15 protein-coding genes are annotated in these 16594 nt (G+C 42.1%); 5 read left to right on the forward strand and 10 right to left on the reverse strand.

Features of this window, described 5'->3' with window-relative positions:
• Window positions 1–217: 217 nt before the first annotated feature.
• The gene (gene acsA, locus ACYH0O_RS19565) at window positions 218–1936 is read right to left on the reverse strand and encodes an acetate--CoA ligase (protein ID WP_482630006.1); all 1719 of its coding nucleotides are present in this window, start codon (window positions 1934–1936) and stop codon (window positions 218–220) included.
• Window positions 1937–2189: 253 nt separating this feature from the next.
• On the opposite strand from acsA, the gene ACYH0O_RS19570 reads away from it, so the two are divergent.
• Genes ACYH0O_RS19570 through ACYH0O_RS19580 form a run of 3 tightly spaced genes read left to right on the forward strand, consistent with a single transcriptional unit; the run spans window position 2190 to window position 4678 of the window.
• Window positions 2190–2822, forward strand: a complete 633-nt coding sequence (locus ACYH0O_RS19570; protein WP_482630007.1) for a GNAT family N-acetyltransferase — start codon at window positions 2190–2192, stop codon at window positions 2820–2822.
• 36 nt (window positions 2823–2858) lie between these two features.
• Window positions 2859–3506 (forward strand): acetoin utilization AcuB family protein, encoded by a 648-nt coding sequence (locus ACYH0O_RS19575; RefSeq protein WP_482630008.1) that lies wholly within the window; start codon window positions 2859–2861, stop codon window positions 3504–3506.
• Window positions 3503–4678, forward strand: coding sequence for an acetoin utilization protein AcuC (locus ACYH0O_RS19580; protein ID WP_482630009.1), 1176 nt, complete (start codon window positions 3503–3505; stop codon window positions 4676–4678). Before ACYH0O_RS19575 ends, ACYH0O_RS19580 begins: the two co-directional genes overlap by 4 nt.
• Before the next feature lie 86 nt (window positions 4679–4764).
• Here ACYH0O_RS19580 and motS read toward each other — a convergent pair whose 3' ends face one another.
• The 4 genes from motS to ACYH0O_RS19600 form a co-directional block, all read right to left on the reverse strand.
• On the reverse strand, window positions 4765–5502 hold the full coding sequence (gene motS, locus ACYH0O_RS19585) for a flagellar motor protein MotS (protein WP_482630010.1): 738 nt from the start codon (window positions 5500–5502) through the stop codon (window positions 4765–4767).
• Window positions 5492–6307, reverse strand: a complete 816-nt coding sequence (motP, locus tag ACYH0O_RS19590; protein WP_482630011.1) for a flagellar motor protein MotP — start codon at window positions 6305–6307, stop codon at window positions 5492–5494. Before motP ends, motS begins: the two co-directional genes overlap by 11 nt.
• Window positions 6308–6367: 60 nt before the next feature.
• The gene (ccpA, locus tag ACYH0O_RS19595) at window positions 6368–7366 is read right to left on the reverse strand and encodes a catabolite control protein A (RefSeq protein ID WP_149157101.1); all 999 of its coding nucleotides are present in this window, start codon (window positions 7364–7366) and stop codon (window positions 6368–6370) included.
• A gap of 546 nt (window positions 7367–7912) precedes the next feature.
• Window positions 7913–8989, reverse strand: coding sequence for a bifunctional 3-deoxy-7-phosphoheptulonate synthase/chorismate mutase (locus ACYH0O_RS19600; RefSeq protein WP_148970963.1), 1077 nt, complete (start codon window positions 8987–8989; stop codon window positions 7913–7915).
• Between the two features lie 205 nt (window positions 8990–9194).
• Between ACYH0O_RS19600 and ACYH0O_RS19605 the strand changes: the two genes are divergently transcribed.
• Window positions 9195–11351: a cell division protein FtsA gene (locus ACYH0O_RS19605; RefSeq protein ID WP_482630012.1), complete on the forward strand. Its 2157-nt coding sequence runs from the start codon at window positions 9195–9197 to the stop codon at window positions 11349–11351.
• Between the two features lie 52 nt (window positions 11352–11403).
• On the opposite strand, the gene ACYH0O_RS19610 is transcribed toward ACYH0O_RS19605, so the two are convergent.
• From ACYH0O_RS19610 to ACYH0O_RS19625, 4 genes are all read right to left on the reverse strand, one after another.
• Window positions 11404–11991, reverse strand: coding sequence for a YtxH domain-containing protein (locus tag ACYH0O_RS19610; RefSeq protein ID WP_482630013.1), 588 nt, complete (start codon window positions 11989–11991; stop codon window positions 11404–11406).
• Between the two features lie 171 nt (window positions 11992–12162).
• Complete coding sequence (ytxJ, locus tag ACYH0O_RS19615) at window positions 12163–12477, reverse strand: bacillithiol system redox-active protein YtxJ (protein ID WP_148996136.1); 315 nt, start codon at window positions 12475–12477, stop codon at window positions 12163–12165.
• A gap of 131 nt (window positions 12478–12608) precedes the next feature.
• Complete coding sequence (locus ACYH0O_RS19620) at window positions 12609–13094, reverse strand: YtxH domain-containing protein (protein WP_482630014.1); 486 nt, start codon at window positions 13092–13094, stop codon at window positions 12609–12611.
• Window positions 13095–13110: 16 nt separating this feature from the next.
• Window positions 13111–13623: a DUF948 domain-containing protein gene (locus tag ACYH0O_RS19625; protein ID WP_149157097.1), complete on the reverse strand. Its 513-nt coding sequence runs from the start codon at window positions 13621–13623 to the stop codon at window positions 13111–13113.
• Between the two features lie 204 nt (window positions 13624–13827).
• On the opposite strand from ACYH0O_RS19625, the gene ACYH0O_RS19630 reads away from it, so the two are divergent.
• Window positions 13828–14943, forward strand: coding sequence for an aminopeptidase (locus ACYH0O_RS19630; protein ID WP_482630015.1), 1116 nt, complete (start codon window positions 13828–13830; stop codon window positions 14941–14943).
• Window positions 14944–15194: 251 nt separating this feature from the next.
• Here the strand turns inward: ACYH0O_RS19630 and murC are convergent, their stop codons facing one another.
• Window positions 15195–16511, reverse strand: coding sequence for a UDP-N-acetylmuramate--L-alanine ligase (gene murC / locus ACYH0O_RS19635; RefSeq protein ID WP_482630016.1), 1317 nt, complete (start codon window positions 16509–16511; stop codon window positions 15195–15197).
• Between the last annotated feature and the right edge of the window lie 83 nt (window positions 16512–16594).

Below are 16594 nucleotides of genomic sequence, written 5' to 3' on the forward strand. Positions count from 1 at the left end.
AATTTAAAAAACGAGCAAAAGTATTTACTTTTTGCTCGTTTTTTTATATTGGATGAGGGTGAAGGGCTGGATTTGGACTGTCCCTTTAATCTTTCATGCCATTTTGGAAATTTATCTGCCGTTACTCATAAATCGACAAATTCCATCATCCTCACCTCCTACTCCTCCAGACCACGAAAAAACCCCCACTCATCACGAGCAGAGGTTCTTTCATCTATTAATCTTCCATTGTACTTAAATCACCGGTAGGAAGGTCTAATTCCCATGCCTTCAACACGCGACGCATGATTTTCCCGCTTCGAGTTTTCGGCAGCTTGTCTCTGAATTCTATTTCTCTTGGAGCCGCATGGGCAGCTAATCCTTTTTTCACGAATTGGCGAATCTCTTCTTTCAACTCATCTGTCACTTCGTAACCGTCGCGAAGTGCAATGAAAGCTTTGATGATTTCGCCGCGAACAGGATCAGGTTTTCCAATGACGCCTGCTTCGGCAACTGCCGGATGTTCTACGAGCTTGCTTTCTACCTCAAATGGACCCACTCGTTCTCCAGACGTCATGATGACATCATCAATTCGGCCCTGGAACCAGAAATATCCGTCTTCATCCATATAAGCTGAATCTCCTGAAACATACCAGTCACCAGGCATGAAGTATGATTCATACTTCTGTGGATTATTCCAGATCTGGTTCATCATGGATGGCCAGCCTTTTTTAATTGCTAAGTTCCCCATGCGGTAAGGAGGCACTTCGTTTCCTTGATCATCCACAATCGCCGCCTTCACACCCGGGAATGGTTTCCCCATGGATCCAGGCTTGATTTCCATGCTAGGATAATTACAGATCAATTGACCGCCTGTTTCAGTCATCCACCAAGTATCATGGATTCGCAGATTGAATACTTTCATTCCCCAGCGGACAACTTCTGGATTCAGCGGTTCTCCTACGCTCAGGATATGGCGAAGCGAGCTTAAGTCGAATTGTTTCACGACTTCATCCCCTGCACCCATCAACATCCTGAAGGCGGTTGGTGCACTGTACCAAACCGTTACTCCATAATCTTCGATCGTTTTATACCAGTTCTCCGGCTTAAAGCGTCCCCCTACAATGACGTTCGAGGCACCTGTCAGCCACGGACCGAAGATTCCATATGAAGTCCCTGTGACCCAGCCCGGATCCGCTGTGCACCAATACACATCCTCTTCCTGAAGGTCAAGTACCCATTTGGAAGTTTGATAATGTTGGATCATAGCGTTATGGACATGAAGGACCCCTTTTGGTTTTCCTGTGGACCCTGATGTATAGTGAAGGATCAACCCATCGTTCCGGTCTACCCATTCTACTGCCAGTTTATCGCTCGCTTCAGCAAATTTTGAAAGGAAGTCAATATGGACATCGTCCTCCTGTACATCTTCCCCAATTAAGAAAACATGCTTTAAGTTTGGAAGTTCACTTACTGGAACCCTCTTTAATAGCTCAGGAGTTGTGATCAGTACCTTTGCTTCACTATCCTCCAGACGATCACGAACGGCTCCCTCCATAAATGCTTCAAACAGAGGACCAACGATGGCACCCAACTTGATCGCACCTAATACGGAGAAATACAATTCCGGTGATCTCGGCATGAAGATGAAGACACGGTCACCCTTTTCCACATCCCCAAAACGCTTCAATAGATTTCCTGCTTTGTTCGACATCTTCTTCATATCAGAGTACGTATATTTTTCATCACGTTCTGCATCTCGGTAATAAAGAGCCACTTTATTTTTCCTGAAAGTTACTGCATGTCGGTCAATCGCTTCATGAGCCAGATTGACACGCCCTGTTTCCGACCATGAAAATTCTTTTTCGACATCTTTCCAATCAAATGATTCATACGTATTTTCATAGCTTTCAAGATTATAGTTTCCCTTCGTTACTGGTAACGCTTCCACTTTCATATACCGCATCCCCCTTATGTAAGAAATTACAATCTTATTATAGTATAAATTTAATATTTTCTCAATTTTTTAAAAAATCTGCCACAAGGCGCTCCTTTCTGCGTTTCGAGTAAAAACTCTTCAAACCCTTGTTCTAGATAGGTATTGCAAAATAGCTTCCCCACTTCAAACGTCTGAAAATTTTGTGAAAGCGCTATACATTTTTTAATTTCATGTATAATGGACTTGAGGAATATCTTTAGGTGGTGTCCAGATGAAATTGAAAAAAACCTATAATGCAACAGAATTGAAAACAATAAAGGGAAATATCATTATTGAAGGTCCGATTTCCGCTGAAGAATTAGCCAGGCTAGACTTTCACGAGGACTTGGTCGCATTCAGACCTCCTGCCCAGCAGCATAAAGCCCTTGTAGAGATTGCCGGTTTACCGGAAGGCCGAATCCTTATCGCGAGAGATCATCATACGATTGTAGGCTATGTTACATATTTATATCCTGATCCCCTTGAACGCTGGTCTCAAGGAAAAATGGAAAATCTGATTGAGCTTGGAGCAATCGAGGTCATCCCTAAATTCCGCGGGGCTTCCGTCGGAAAAAATCTTTTAAAGGTTTCCATGATGGATGATCATATGGAAGACTACATCGTCATTACGACTGAATATTATTGGCACTGGGACCTCAAAGGAACCGGCCTGAACGTGTGGGAATATCGTAAAGTGATGGAAAAAATGATGAACGCCGGCGGATTGGAATATTACGCAACGGATGACCCTGAAATCAGTTCCCATCCAGCGAATTGTTTAATGGCGAGAATTGGTACGAGAGTGGACCCGGATTCCATCCAACGATTTGATCAACTGAGGTTTATGAATCGTTTTATGTATTAATGGAATTCTGACAAGTTTTCTAAAGGGGTGGAGAACGTGATTGTAGAAGAAATTATGAAAACGAAAGTCGAAACATTAAAGGCAGACGATACAATTGAAACAGCCATAAAATTAATGCGGGAGAAGAAGATCAAGCATATACCGATTACCAATCATGATATGGAAGTGATCGGGATCGTGAGTGACCGTGATGTAAAAGACGGTACCCCATCTATTTTTCATGATGAGTCCACAACCAGTGAATTACAGAATCCTCTTAAATTGATCATGAAGAAAGATGTGATCACAGGTCATCCTCTCGATTTTGTCGAAGAGGTTGCGGCTCTCTTTTATGAGCACCGGATCAGCTGCCTCCCTATTTTGAAGGAAAAGAAGCTGGTCGGAATCATTACTGAAACCGACCTGTTGTACACGCTCATTCAACTGACGGGAGCACATCAGCCCGGCTCTCAAATCGAAGTGAAAGTCCCACATAAAGCGGGCATTCTATACGAGGTAGCCGGTATCATCAGAAGGAATAACTCCAATATTCAAAGTGTACTTGTCTATCCGGATAAAAAGGACGAACAGTATAAAATCCTTGTGTTCCGAGTAAGAACGATGAATCCGATGAATGTGATCAATGATCTAAAGAGAGAAGGATATGACGTGTTATGGCCAAACATGCCAGGAATCTCCTCATGACAAAAGATGCTGTTTTCATCTATTCAGACGAACTCCTGGGGTATCGGTTCTCTGATGAGCATCCCTTCAATCAAACCCGATTGACCTTGACGATGGATTTACTCAAAGAAGCAAATGCTCTTCAATCAGATGAAATCGTTCCACCACGAATGGCTACCGATGAAGAGTTATTTCTTAATCATGATCCCAATTATGTAAACGCCGTCAAGAGAGCGAGTGTCGGCCAACTCTCTCAAAATCAGGCAGAAGGGTTTGGAATTGGTACAGAAGATACCCCGATGTTTCAAGGAATGCATGAAGCGAGTGCTTATTTGGTAGGCGGGACGTTGACGGCTGTTGATCTTGTCATGACGGGAAAAGCGAAGCATGCCCTCCATCTCGGCGGTGGTCTGCATCATGGTTTCAAAGGTAAAGCATCAGGCTTCTGTATTTATAACGACAGTTCGGTGGCAATCCGCTACTTGCAGGAAAAGTACGGTGCCCGGGTCCTATACGTCGATACAGATGCTCATCACGGAGATGGCGTTCAGTGGTCCTTTTACGATGATCCGGACGTGTGTACCCTTTCCATCCATGAGACGGGTCGCTACCTCTTCCCAGGGACAGGTAATATTAATGAACGCGGTCACGGAAAAGGATATGGGTATTCGTTCAATATCCCACTCGATGCTTTTACAGAGGATGAGTCCTGGCTAGAAGCTTACGAAACTTCCTTTCGCGAAGTAATTGAATTCTTCAAGCCCGACGTCATTTTGACTCAAAACGGGGCAGATGCCCATTATTATGATCCACTCACCCACCTTTCGGCTACCATGAATATATACCGGGAAATCCCTCGTATCGCCCACGAATTGGCTCATGAGTATTGCGGGGGCAAATGGATTGCCGTTGGGGGCGGGGGCTACGACATTTGGAGAGTGGTTCCGAGAGCCTGGGCACTGATTTGGATGCAAATGACCGATCGAATGGACCTTACCTCTTCATTCCCAGCTAAATGGACGGAACGCTGGCAGAGGAAAGCAGGGGTTACCTTGCCAAATGAATGGTGGGATAAACCTGACATTTACAAACCTATCCCGAGAAAAGGCGAGATCACAGAGAAGAATAAACAAACCGTAGAGAAAGCTCTTTATTCCGTCCGGCAGCAGCTGAGGCAAAAGCCGGGCAGCTAATGGGATGAAGGGGTAAGTATTTCATAACTCTACGAATCTATTTTAAAAACCAAGGTCCTCTCATCACATTGAGAAGTCCTTGGTTTTTATTGTTCCTCATATGCAGGATCTGTTATGATCACTTCCACACGCCTGTTTTTTTGAAGATTTTCCCTTGTGTCATTGGGGGCAATTGGTCGAGTGTCCCCATATCCGACAGCAATGAAGCGCTTCGGATCTATGTTTTCGGTTTGAACGAGATACCGGATCACACTGCTTGCCCTTGCAGAGGAGAGCTCCCAGTTTGATGGGAACCGATATGTACCGATGGGACGATTATCCGTATGTCCCTCCACTTTCACGAAGTTTGGTATCCTCGATAAAAGATCGCCAACTTTATTTAAGAACGGATAAGCGTCCTCAAGGACCGTTGCTTCACCTGAAGCGAACAGTGCTTGCTCCTGAAGGACCAGCACGACTCCGCGCTCGGTTCTTGTGGCCACTACAACGTCACTTAGTTTGTTTTCATTTAAGTAGCTTTGAATATCGGCTAAAAGCTGATTCAACTCTTTATCGGTTTCCTCACTGCTTTGAGGCTGAGTTTTCTCCATCTCCATTTCAGGTTCAGCTGAAGGATTCTCGAATGGAATGACAGAAGGGTAAAACTCAAGTATTTGACGCTGCTGAAAGGAATCAGCGATGGTCCTGAATTTCACGATATCAATTTGAGACATGGAAAATAGTAAAATAAAGAATACGAGAATAAGAGTAATGAGATCAGAAAAGGTTACCATCCATTTCGGTGCACCCGTAGGCTGAGACACATGTCTTCGTCTACGCTTCATCGAATGCTGCCTCCTCTTGCTTCCTGCCAGAGTACATCTCCAGTTCCTCATTGGATAAGAAAACTCTCAGTTTCTCTTCCAATATTTTCGGATTTTGACCGGATTGTACACCGACGACACCTTCAATCACGATTTGTTTCATAAACACTTCTTTTTCTGTTTTCATCGCTAATTTGGATGCCATTGGTAAGAAGACAAGGTTTGCAAGGATCGATCCATATAGAGTCGTTAATAAGGCGATGGCCATATTAGGCCCTAATGACGCTGGATCATTTAAATTCTTTAACATCAGTACGAGACCAATCAAGGTCCCGATCATCCCCCAGGCAGGTGCATATTCCCCCGCCTTGTCCAATAAACTTTTATTTTTACGATGCCGCTCTTCTAAAGCGATGATTTCGGCATTCATGATATCCACAATCACGTCCTGCTCAATTCCATCGACGGCTAACAGGACTCCTTTTCGAATGAAAGGATCCTCAACCTCTTCCACTTCCGCCTCTAATGCGAGAAGGCCTTCACGTCTCGCTTTTTCTGATAGGGTCACAAACGTGCGAATCAGGCCCTGAAGATCGTATTCCTCGTCACGAAAGGATTCTCTCATCACTTTCCCCAGTTGCTTCAATTCCTTAATAGAGAAACTGACCAGCATGGCAGCGATCAACCCGCCTATCACAACAAACATGGAAGGCAGATCCACAAAGGAACTGAAGCCTGTAACACCAGCGTTCGTAATGATGGCGAAAGCGACGAATAGAAACCCTACTACAACCCCGATTGGTGTAAGAACATCAAGCTTTTTCATTTTGACTCTCCCTACAAAAATAAGTTCTGTTTGTCTTTATCTCTTATATCGACAAACTTCTTATTTTGTTGAGTTCCGATGTTCAATTCGATGAGGAAGAACAACTGTAGATTCTTCAACCGTTTCTTTGTTCATATATTTCGTTAATAATCTCATCGCCACAGCCCCGATATCATATAAAGGCTGAACAACGGAAGTTAACTGTGGTCGAACCATAAGCGCCAATCTTGTGTTATCGAAGCTGATCACTTCAACTTCATCAGGAATGGACACGTTTTGATCCTGCGCACCGTGAACGACTCCAAGGGCCGTCTCATCATTTCCGACGAATATAGCGGTCGGCTTATCCTCAAGCTCAGAAAACCTCTGCCAGGCTTCAAGTCCTGAATCATATGTGTACTCACCTTCAACAACCAGGTCGTCACTATATTCAACTCCGGCTTTAGCGAGTGCCTCACGATACCCTTCTAATTTAAACTTCATGTTGATTGTATCGTGGAAAGGACCACTTACAAATCCGATACGTTTATGTCCTTTTTCCAACAATTCCGTAACAGCATCGTAGGAAGCCGCTTTGTAGTCGATATTAACTGAAGGAACCTTGCTTGTTTCTTCCACAGCTCCAGCTAATACGATTGGAACCGGGGAACGTTCGAATTCCTGGACATGTTCCTCGGAAATGTGCCCGCCAAGGAACAGAATTCCGTCCACTTGTTTACCAAGCATCGTGTTAAGAAGATGAAGTTCCTTCTCCGCATTTTGATCCGAGTTACTTAAGATAATATTGTATTTGTACATGGTTGCGATATCTTCAATTCCACGTGCCAATTCCGCATAGAAAATATTAGAGATATCCGGAATGATGACTCCGACCGTTGTTGTTTTCTTACTTGCAAGTCCCCTTGCTACTGCATTCGGACGATATCCAAGGCGGGAAATGACCTCCAGTACTTTCTTTCTTGTTGCCGGCTTTACATTGGGATTTCCGTTGACAACACGTGAAACGGTCGCCATGGAAACATTTGCTTCTCTTGCTACATCATATATTGTAACGTTCATAGCTAACTCTCCTTTACTCTTCTACTCATTTATTTATCTTATTTTACACTAAATAAACCTAAAGAAAAAAGCGATTACAATAGTTTGTTAAAAAATGCACATAATTATATTCACGTTAGTGTTTTTTCAATGTATATAGGTTATTTATCTGCAATTACCATGATAATCATACGATAGTCTCTATTTTCGTGCAACGACTCCGCCTTATCTTAATAAAAAGTTCATTATAGCATGCAGAAAAATCGGCGACCAGAATACAGGCTTACTGGAGAAGAGTATCGTTTCGCCGATATATTTAGAATTTCGCCGTTATATGCGAGATTTCGCCGTTAAAATCGGAATTTCGCCGTTAAAATGAAATTTTCGCCGATATCCTCAATGATGATCGGATAGTTCACCTGAAATTCACTAATTATTTTGTTCGTAGACTGCTCAAAAAGGCTTATCTTACAAAAAACACCCACAATGACAGCATAAAACCGTTTTTAAAATCAAAAACAAAGGGTTGAACCCCATAAATAGGATCCAACCCTTCTCTTTTATATATTATACTTCGATCGTTCTTCCTTTTAACAGCTCCTGATAGAAATGATCAAATTGATCTAAATCCATTTGTTGGGCAGAATCGGATAAGGCAACGGCAGGATCAGGATGAACCTCAGCCATTACACCATCTGCACCGATGGCAAGTGCTGCTTTCGCAGTTGGAAGCAACAGATCTCTGCGTCCGGTTGAGTGCGTTACATCCACGAATACTGGCAGATGCGTTTCTTGCTTAAGAATTGGGACAGCTGAAATGTCCAATGTGTTTCTTGTCGCTTTTTCGTACGTACGAATTCCACGCTCACAAAGGATGATGTCTCCATTTCCTTGTGAAATGATATATTCAGCAGCGTTGATGAACTCATCGATCGTTGCAGCTAAACCGCGTTTAAGTAATACGGGCTTCTTCACTGCTCCTGCTGCTTTTAACAACTCGAAGTTTTGCATATTTCTCGCACCGATTTGAATCACATCAATGTATTCCAATGCGGGTTCAATATCGGCTGGATTTACGATTTCACTGACGACAGCCAAATCATATTCATCCGCCACTTTTTTAAGAATTTTTAATCCTTCGATCCCAAGGCCCTGGAAGTCATAAGGTGACGTTCTCGGTTTGAACGCTCCGCCTCGCAGTAATTTAAGTCCTTTTGCTTTGACGGCTTTTGCCACTTCTGCTACCTGCTCGTAAGATTCAACCGCACATGGACCGAAAATGAAGTGAGGCTTTCCGTCTCCAATTGAATCGCCGTTGATCGTTACAATCGTATCATCCGGTTTCTTTTTACGGGAAACAAGCAGTGCTTTACGGTGATCGTCTTTTTGAAGCTCCAAACCTGCTTTAAAGATTTCTTTAAAAATATGTTCAACGGTCGAATGTTCAAATGGACCATTATTATTTTCTTTGATCAAATCAAGCATTCCTCTTTCACGAACAGGATCATAGCGGTATACTCCTTGAGTCTCCTTGACACGCCCGATTTCCTGAACTAGTTTAGCACGTTCATTAATGGTGTCTAATAGTTTTAAGTTCATCTCGTCTACTTGTTTTCGTAATTGATCGAGCTCTTGATTACTCACAATACAGCACCCTTTCTTTTTTTATCCTGTTCATACGTAAAAACTGTTATAGTTTTAAGAAAGTATGATACATTTTTGATATTGAAACTTATTATAATAGAACATATCCAAAATGTCACGATAAAATTCTTTATTAATTAGACGCTTTTAAGCACTAAAGTATTTTAGTATTGTATGAGAATAGGTTAAAGTGGGTGAATACTAATTGAAAAATAAGCAAAAAATATTTGCTTTGGACATCGGAACCCGATCGGTCGTCGGGATCATTTTAGAAGAAATTAACGGAATATTTCAAGTTTCAGATATTTTAGTAGAAGAGCATAAAAAGAGAGCCATGCTGGATGGTCAGATTCATGACGTTCCAGCAGTTGCCGAGGTCATTTGCTCCATTAAAGCACAATTGGAGAAGAAACACGACCCCCTTCATAAAGTGTGTGTCGCAGCTGCCGGAAGAGCCCTGAAAACGGCAACCGCATCTTCCTCATTAAATATAAAAGGGAAACCCCTTCTTCAAAAAAACGATATTCTTCATCTCGAGTTAAGTGCTGTCCAGCAAGCACAAGCATTGGCAGCAGAAAACGAAAATGATACGAAGGGCTATCACTATTATTGTGTTGGTTATTCTGTCCTATTTTACCGCTTGGATGGTGAGGAAATCGGAAGTCTCATCGATCAGCAGGGGGAAGAGGCCACCGTCGAGATTATCGCAACCTTCCTTCCACGTGTAGTAGTTGAATCCTTAATTGCTGCACTGAATCGCGCTGGCTTAGAAATGGATGCCTTAACCTTGGAGCCTATCGCTGCGATTAATGTGCTGATTCCAGAATCCATGAGACGACTAAATGTAGCCCTCGTTGATATCGGAGCAGGAACATCCGATATCGCGATTACAAATCTCGGTACTGTCATTGCCTATGGAATGGTTCCGACAGCCGGCGATGAAATAACTGAAGCCATCAGCAATGAACTGTTGCTGGATTTTCCTTTAGCGGAGCAAGCAAAGAGGGAGCTTCAGTCTAGAGAGGAGATTACGGTTACCGACATTCTCGGTTTTGAAACGAGTTTCCCGGCACTGGAGGTTGTTGATAAAATTGGTCCAACTGTAAATCGTTTAGCCGGGGAGATTTCTAAGGAGATTCTCCGTTTGAACAATGGGAAGCCTCCACAAGCAGTCATGCTTGTAGGAGGAGGCAGCTTAACACCTGGGCTGCCGGGCAAACTAGCCTCATCCTTACAACTTCCACATAACCGGGTCGCAGTAAGAGGCGTGGAAGCGATTCAAAATATAACCATATTGGATGAAATAACAAAAGGACCAGAGCTCGTTACACCTATCGGAATCGCCATTGCAGCTAAACAGACACCTGTTCAATATGTCACTGCCCATGTGAACAATCAACCGGTCCGATTATTTGAAGTTAAGAACTTAACGGTCGGGGACTGTATTTTGGCTGCGGGCTTAAAACTAAGTAAATGGCACGGGGTTCCAGGGAATGGTTTCTTTGTAACAGTCAATGGTCAAGATATATCCTTACCAGGAGGCCACGGTCAGGCACCTCTTATTGAAAAAAATAGTCAGCCTAGTGCTCTGGACGAAAAAATTAACAATAACGATATTATCACTGTTCACAAAGGAGAGAACGGGTCTTCACCAAGCGTAACGATTGGAGATCTATTAGATACCTCTACTTCTAAACAGATTGTGATAGATGAGAATCCTTTTTTACTAGCTCCTCTCATCTACAGAAACAATCAGCCTGCCTCCCTTGAAGAGACCATTCAGGACCGTGATTGTATCCAGATCGAATTGATGGAATCACTCTTCGACGTGTTAAAGCATTCAGGGTATGAAGAGTGGTTAGAAAGCACTAAGCCCTATCGTATTTCCATCAATGGAAAAGACACCTTCTTCCCTGTTTATAGTGGAAGGCTATTCATCAACGGTTTTGAGGCAAAGCTTTCATCAAAGATTCAGCAGGGTGATGTCATTTCATATAAACCAGGCTTTACTCCAACGGTAAAGGAGCTTCTCGCCAAGAAACAGCTCACTGCAGGGGCTTCTATCATCATTACTTTTAACGGAAAGAAAGTAGAGCTTATGAAAGAGAGCAGCCGTGTTTATCGAAATGGCAGCAGACTTGGAATGGACGATCGTTTAATTTCCGGGGATTCGATTGAAATTGAAGAACAACCAATAAGCTCATTTATCTTCCAGGACTTATTTAATACTGTTGAAATCACCATGCCTTCTCATGCGAATGGGAGCTTCATACTCTTGAAAAACGGAGAGGAAACCACCTTTTATGAAGAAATTAAACAGGGGGATGAACTAGAAATCGTCTGGCCACAGTCCACACGCTGAATGAAAGAATAGCAGACAACAAAAAAACTGGCATTCACGCCAGTTTTTTTGTTTATGATCCAACTTGTCCAGGTACGCTGCTCGTACGTTTAGTTGGACGGATATTATTGCTATTATCGTAGGTAGCAGTTGAACTCGTTGAAGTCTGTGAGCTGTTTACTGAAGAGGTCGTGTCTCCTGTCACTTCTTCACCTGCTTCTCTCACTTTACCGCCAATATCCTTCAATTCCTTTCCCGCTTCCTTCGTTGTAGCGATAATTTCTGAAGAATCTTCCTTTACTTGATTCACTTGATCGATCACATCATCATTCACCTTTTCATAAAGGCTCTGTGCGTCGGTGATCGCATCCTTTAACACAGTGGAAGCCGTTTTAAGACGATCCTGCCAGTCGTTCATAACTCCCGATGGATTCTCCCTTACCTTTGCCACCATTCCCATTGTGGAGTCCTTCACATTGGATGTTCTGGATGAAACTCTTTTTCTCGTTGTTTTATCAAGCATAGCTAATGCGCCGCCTACTACAGCTCCCACTACCATGCCTTTTAATAACTTACCATTCTTCTCACCGCAAATGCCGTTCATCGCAGTCGTATTAGTCGTATTACTCGTTTGAGTATTATTAGGTACAGTCTGAGTCATGAATCGTTCCTCCTAATTTACTATCAATAAATTTTATTCTTATAGAGTAAATTCCCTGTTTTATAGAAAGTAAACACATGGGAGGGAATTACCAAAAATTATTAGAAATCCCAAAAAGAAATCATCAATCCGGACAAATAAAAAGGACCCTGTCATAACAGAGCCCTTTCCCTACAACTTATTCAATTCATTCTCGGTAATATTCCAATGTGAAGCATTCCAGCCCGGTTTTCCTTCAATAAACAAGAAGGCTTGGGGTGATTCATGCTTGATGCCGTATTTTTCGGCAATATGATTGGATAGTTCCCTTGACTCTTGAACGGCTAAATAGTAACCGTCTTCCTCTTCATGCTTATTCAGGAATGCCTGGTATTCACTGAAAGCATTTGAGCTCACTGGGCATGTTAAGCTGTGCTTCATAAAAAAGAAGCGGGAATTCGTTTCAGAAAGCTGTTCAAACTCTTGAACGGTTTCAATCTTTTGCATATCATTCATACTCCTTTACATAAAAATGTGCATTATTAAATAGCCGGAGACTGGGGTGCCCCTTAGCATTTTTATTCCAACAAAAAAACGGTGAAGTAATCATATCACTTCACCGCCCTTAGAATCAATTATTATTGATTGTATGTTTTTTCAGTTTCGTCAAATGCCTTTTTTGTTTCTTCAAGCTTTTGATTCACATCTTCTGATTCTTCCACAGGTGTTTCACTTACAGCAACAGCTTGAAGCTCGTCATTTGTTTCTTGGAGCTCGTTATTATTTGAGCGGTATGTTTTTAGCTTCCCAACGACATTGTTGGATTGCTCCTGTACTGATTTTGAAAGTGCAGATGATTTTTCTTTGGCTACCGCAGCAAGCTCATTGCTCTTTTCTACAGCCGTGTCTTTCCACTGACCTGTCCTTTCTTTCAGTACTCCAGCCTGCTCGTTGATATCATGACGAAGGTCTTTACCTGATTTAGGAGCCAATAGAAGAGCTGTTGCCGCCCCAACGATTCCTCCGATCAGTGTTCCGATCATGAAGTCTTTTGAGTTAATGTTGTTGCTGTCGTTTGTTTGGTTTTGGTTTTGGTTCTGATTTTGATTGTACTGTTGTGTCATTTGAAAATTCCCCTCTCTAATTGTTATAAGATCTTGCTCTTTTAATCAATTTTTCTCGAGATCGAACTTCTTTAGATGCTTGGTTTTGAACAGCTGCATCAGGTTGACTTGGCTGTTTTTCCTGTTTTTGTTTCCATTTGTCCTTTAAATCGATAAAGGCATTTCCCCACTGAACCACCTGTGAAATCTTCCCTTGATTACGTTCAAGTTCAGTTGAAATGGAAGTACTTACTTTCTTAACCGAGTTATTAAGATTCTGGATGGAATGCCCTACATCTCTTACTGCATAAACAACAGTGTTCAGCTCCTCAGATTTCTTCTGGATATCCTCAGCTAATAAATTTGTTTTATGTAGTAATTCAGTAGACTCTTTGGTTACTCCCTGAAGCTGACTCTCAAGACCCGTCAATGTAGTCGAAACACTGTCCAGGGTAGAGCCTAAAGACTTCAAGGTCTTCATGACACTCATAACTAAAATTAAAAATGCAACGGCTATTACAGCCACGCTTAGATAAAGAATGATTTCCATATGCCACACCTCCATGTATAGAAATTCTTTACCCTTATGACAAACAAATAAACATTATACTAGTATTTCTTCTTTTCTCATGAATTCTCCTGCATGAAAAAATAAAAATATTCTTATTTTATCATTTCTCATTTTGTTTCTTTCATCCATTAGTAAATGTTTTAGGGTACAATATAATGGACTATATAAAAGGGGGAAGATAACTTGAAAGATCCACGTATTGAAAAACTGGCAAAAAATTTAATTCAATATTCCGTGCAGCTACAGCCTGGAGAGAAAGTATTAATCGAAAACTTCGGATTACAACGTGAGCTTGTAACAGCACTAGTTAAGGAAGCATATGCAGCTGGAGGATATCCTTTCGTATCCATCAAAGATCACTCGGTCGACCGTGCATTATTGATGGGCGCTCAAGAAGAACAATACAACATGATTGCAAGCTTTGAAGCGAATGTCATGGAACAGATGGATGCGTATATCGGTTTGCGCTCAGGTGATAATATCAGTGAACAATCGGATGTACCTGATGAAAAGATGAAGATCCATGGAAATACAATTGGTAAAAAAGTACATAGAGAAATTCGCGTCCCTAAGAAAAAGTGGGTCGTGCTCCGTTATCCTACTTCATCCATGGCACAGCTTGCCAACATGAGCACAGAAGGATTCGAAGACTTCTACTTCGATGTCTGCAATCTGGACTACAGCAAAATGGACAAAGCCATGGATAACCTGGTTGAGCTTATGAACAATACGGATAAAGTCCGCCTTGTCGGAGAAGGGACGGACCTTACATTCTCAATCAAGGACATTCCTGCAGTGAAATGTGCGGGTCGCCTGAACATCCCCGATGGAGAAGTATATAGTGCACCTGTAAAGGATTCAGTAAATGGAATCATTTCCTACAATACACCGTCACCTTATAATGGGTTTACCTTTGAAAACGTAAAATTGACATTTAAAGAAGGTAAGATTGTGGAAGCTACTGCAAATGATACGGACCGCATTAACAAAATCTTTGATACGGATGAAGGGGCAAGATATGTAGGTGAATTCGCCATTGGTGTGAATCCGTATATCCAGCATCCGATGCAGGACATTTTATTTGACGAAAAAATTGATGGCAGCTTCCACTTTACGCCAGGCGAATGCTACGAAGAAGCGTACAATGGAAACCACTCGAACATTCACTGGGATATGGTGATGATTCAGCGTCCTGAGTACGGAGGCGGAGAAATCTATTTCGATGATGTATTGATTCGAAAAGACGGCCGATTTGTCATTGAAGAACTTGAAGTGCTGAATCCTGAGAATTTGAAGTAAGACTGTAGAGTCACTGTCATGAAACATGACGGTGACTTTTTTTTGTATTGTGAATGGTTGCATGATTGATTGGTTTAGCTGTTGAACTTCTACGTTTATTCACCTGTTGAATTTCTACACTTATTTGCCTGTTAAAAATACCTATACTATTAACAGTTGAATTCCCCCATTATTTCAACTGTCAATCCCATTCCAAACTTCTCCGAAAATAAGAAAAGAACCGGCTCTCATCAAGAACCGGTTCTTCTACATTAATTTTCGGCTATCTGTTCCTCCAGCGTTTTTTCATACGCTTGTTGGAACTTTTGTACATCTCCTGCTCCCATGAAGATAAGCACGCTGTTGTCGTGTTTTAAAAGGGCAGTCGTATCTTGTTCGTCTATAATCTCGCATCCTTCGATCTTACTTTCAAGATCGTGGATCGAAAGTTTCCCATGATTTTCCCGTGCAGATCCGAAGATTTCACATAAATACACCTTGTCAGCAAGACTCAAGCTTTCAGCAAACTCAGAAAGGAAGGTTTGCGTACGTGTGAATGTATGAGGCTGGAAGACAGCGATGATCTCTTTTTCAGGATATTTCTGCCTTGCCGAATCTACGGTTGCTTTAATTTCAGTCGGATGATGAGCGTAGTCATCAATCAGGATCTGATCGCCCACTTCCTTTTCAGAGAAACGGCGTTTAACCCCTTTGAATGAGCTTAATCTTTCCTGGACGATGGTTGTATCAAGCTCTTCGTAATGACAGATGGCAATGACGGATAAAGCATTCATGATGTTATGGTCACCGAATGTCGGGATTTTGAATGCCGCATAAAATTCATTACGGACAAACACATCGAATGAAGTGCCGGTTCTGTCCCTTGATACGTTTCTCGCCTGGAAGTCATTCTCCTCAGCAAAGCCATAAAACACGACTGGCACTTGAGCCTGGATTTTCTGTAACTGTTCATCATCTCCACATGCGATGATTCCCTTTTTCACTTGCATCGCCATCTCCTGAAAGGCAGAAAAAACGTCATCCACATTGGCAAAATAATCGGGATGATCGAAGTCAATATTAGTCATGATGGCGTAGTCAGGAAAATAAGACAGGAAGTGGCGGCGATATTCGCACGCTTCAAAGACAAAGTATTTGGCATCTACTTCCCCTTTCCCTGTTCCATCCCCGATCAGAAAGGATGTTGGCTTTGCGCCACTGATGACATGTGCCAACAATCCGGTTGTAGACGTTTTTCCGTGTGCACCGGTTACCGCTACACTTGTAAATTTCTGCATGAAGTCTCCAAGAAATTTATGATATCTAGTGAGGGGTAGACCTTGCTCTACAGCTGCCTGAATTTCTTCATGTGTATCAGGAAATGCATTTCCCGCGATCACATGCATATCCCCTCCAATGTTTTCTTTTTGGAAAGGGAGAATTTTTATATTTGATTCATCCAGAGCTTTCTGAGTAAAGAAATATTTATCTACATCAGATCCTTGGACCTCGTAGCCCATATCGTGGAGTATTTGGGCTAATGCACTCATGCCCGACCCCTTAATTCCTACGAAATGATATATAGTCATAATAGAACCTCCAACAATCGTCTATCTAAAAGCATTATATGAAATGAATATTATTTTGCTATCGGTCTTAAGCTTTTGATATT

The organism is Rossellomorea sp. H136 (assembly GCF_056838065.1).

What these genes read in the sequence shown, in the direction of transcription:
- ACYH0O_RS19625 (WP_149157097.1), bottom strand. Translation starts at nt 13,623, where the DNA reads ATGGAAATCATTCTTTATCTAAGCGTGGCTGTAATAGCCGTTGCATTT.
- motP (WP_482630011.1), bottom strand. Translation starts at nt 6,307, where the DNA reads ATGAAAAAGCTTGATGTTCTTACACCAATCGGGGTTGTAGTAGGGTTT.
- ccpA (WP_149157101.1), bottom strand. Translation starts at nt 7,366, where the DNA reads ATGAACGTTACAATATATGATGTAGCAAGAGAAGCAAATGTTTCCATG.
- ACYH0O_RS19610 (WP_482630013.1), bottom strand. Translation starts at nt 11,991, where the DNA reads ATGACTCAGACTGTACCTAATAATACTCAAACGAGTAATACGACTAAT.
- ACYH0O_RS19580 (WP_482630009.1), top strand. Translation starts at nt 3,503, where the DNA reads ATGACAAAAGATGCTGTTTTCATCTATTCAGACGAACTCCTGGGGTAT.
- acsA (WP_482630006.1), bottom strand. Translation starts at nt 1,936, where the DNA reads ATGAAAGTGGAAGCGTTACCAGTAACGAAGGGAAACTATAATCTTGAA.
- motS (WP_482630010.1), bottom strand. Translation starts at nt 5,502, where the DNA reads ATGAAGCGTAGACGAAGACATGTGTCTCAGCCTACGGGTGCACCGAAA.
- murC (WP_482630016.1), bottom strand. Translation starts at nt 16,511, where the DNA reads ATGACTATATATCATTTCGTAGGAATTAAGGGGTCGGGCATGAGTGCA.
- ytxJ (WP_148996136.1), bottom strand. Translation starts at nt 12,477, where the DNA reads ATGCAAAAGATTGAAACCGTTCAAGAGTTTGAACAGCTTTCTGAAACG.
- ACYH0O_RS19620 (WP_482630014.1), bottom strand. Translation starts at nt 13,094, where the DNA reads ATGACACAACAGTACAATCAAAATCAGAACCAAAACCAAAACCAAACA.
- ACYH0O_RS19570 (WP_482630007.1), top strand. Translation starts at nt 2,190, where the DNA reads ATGAAATTGAAAAAAACCTATAATGCAACAGAATTGAAAACAATAAAG.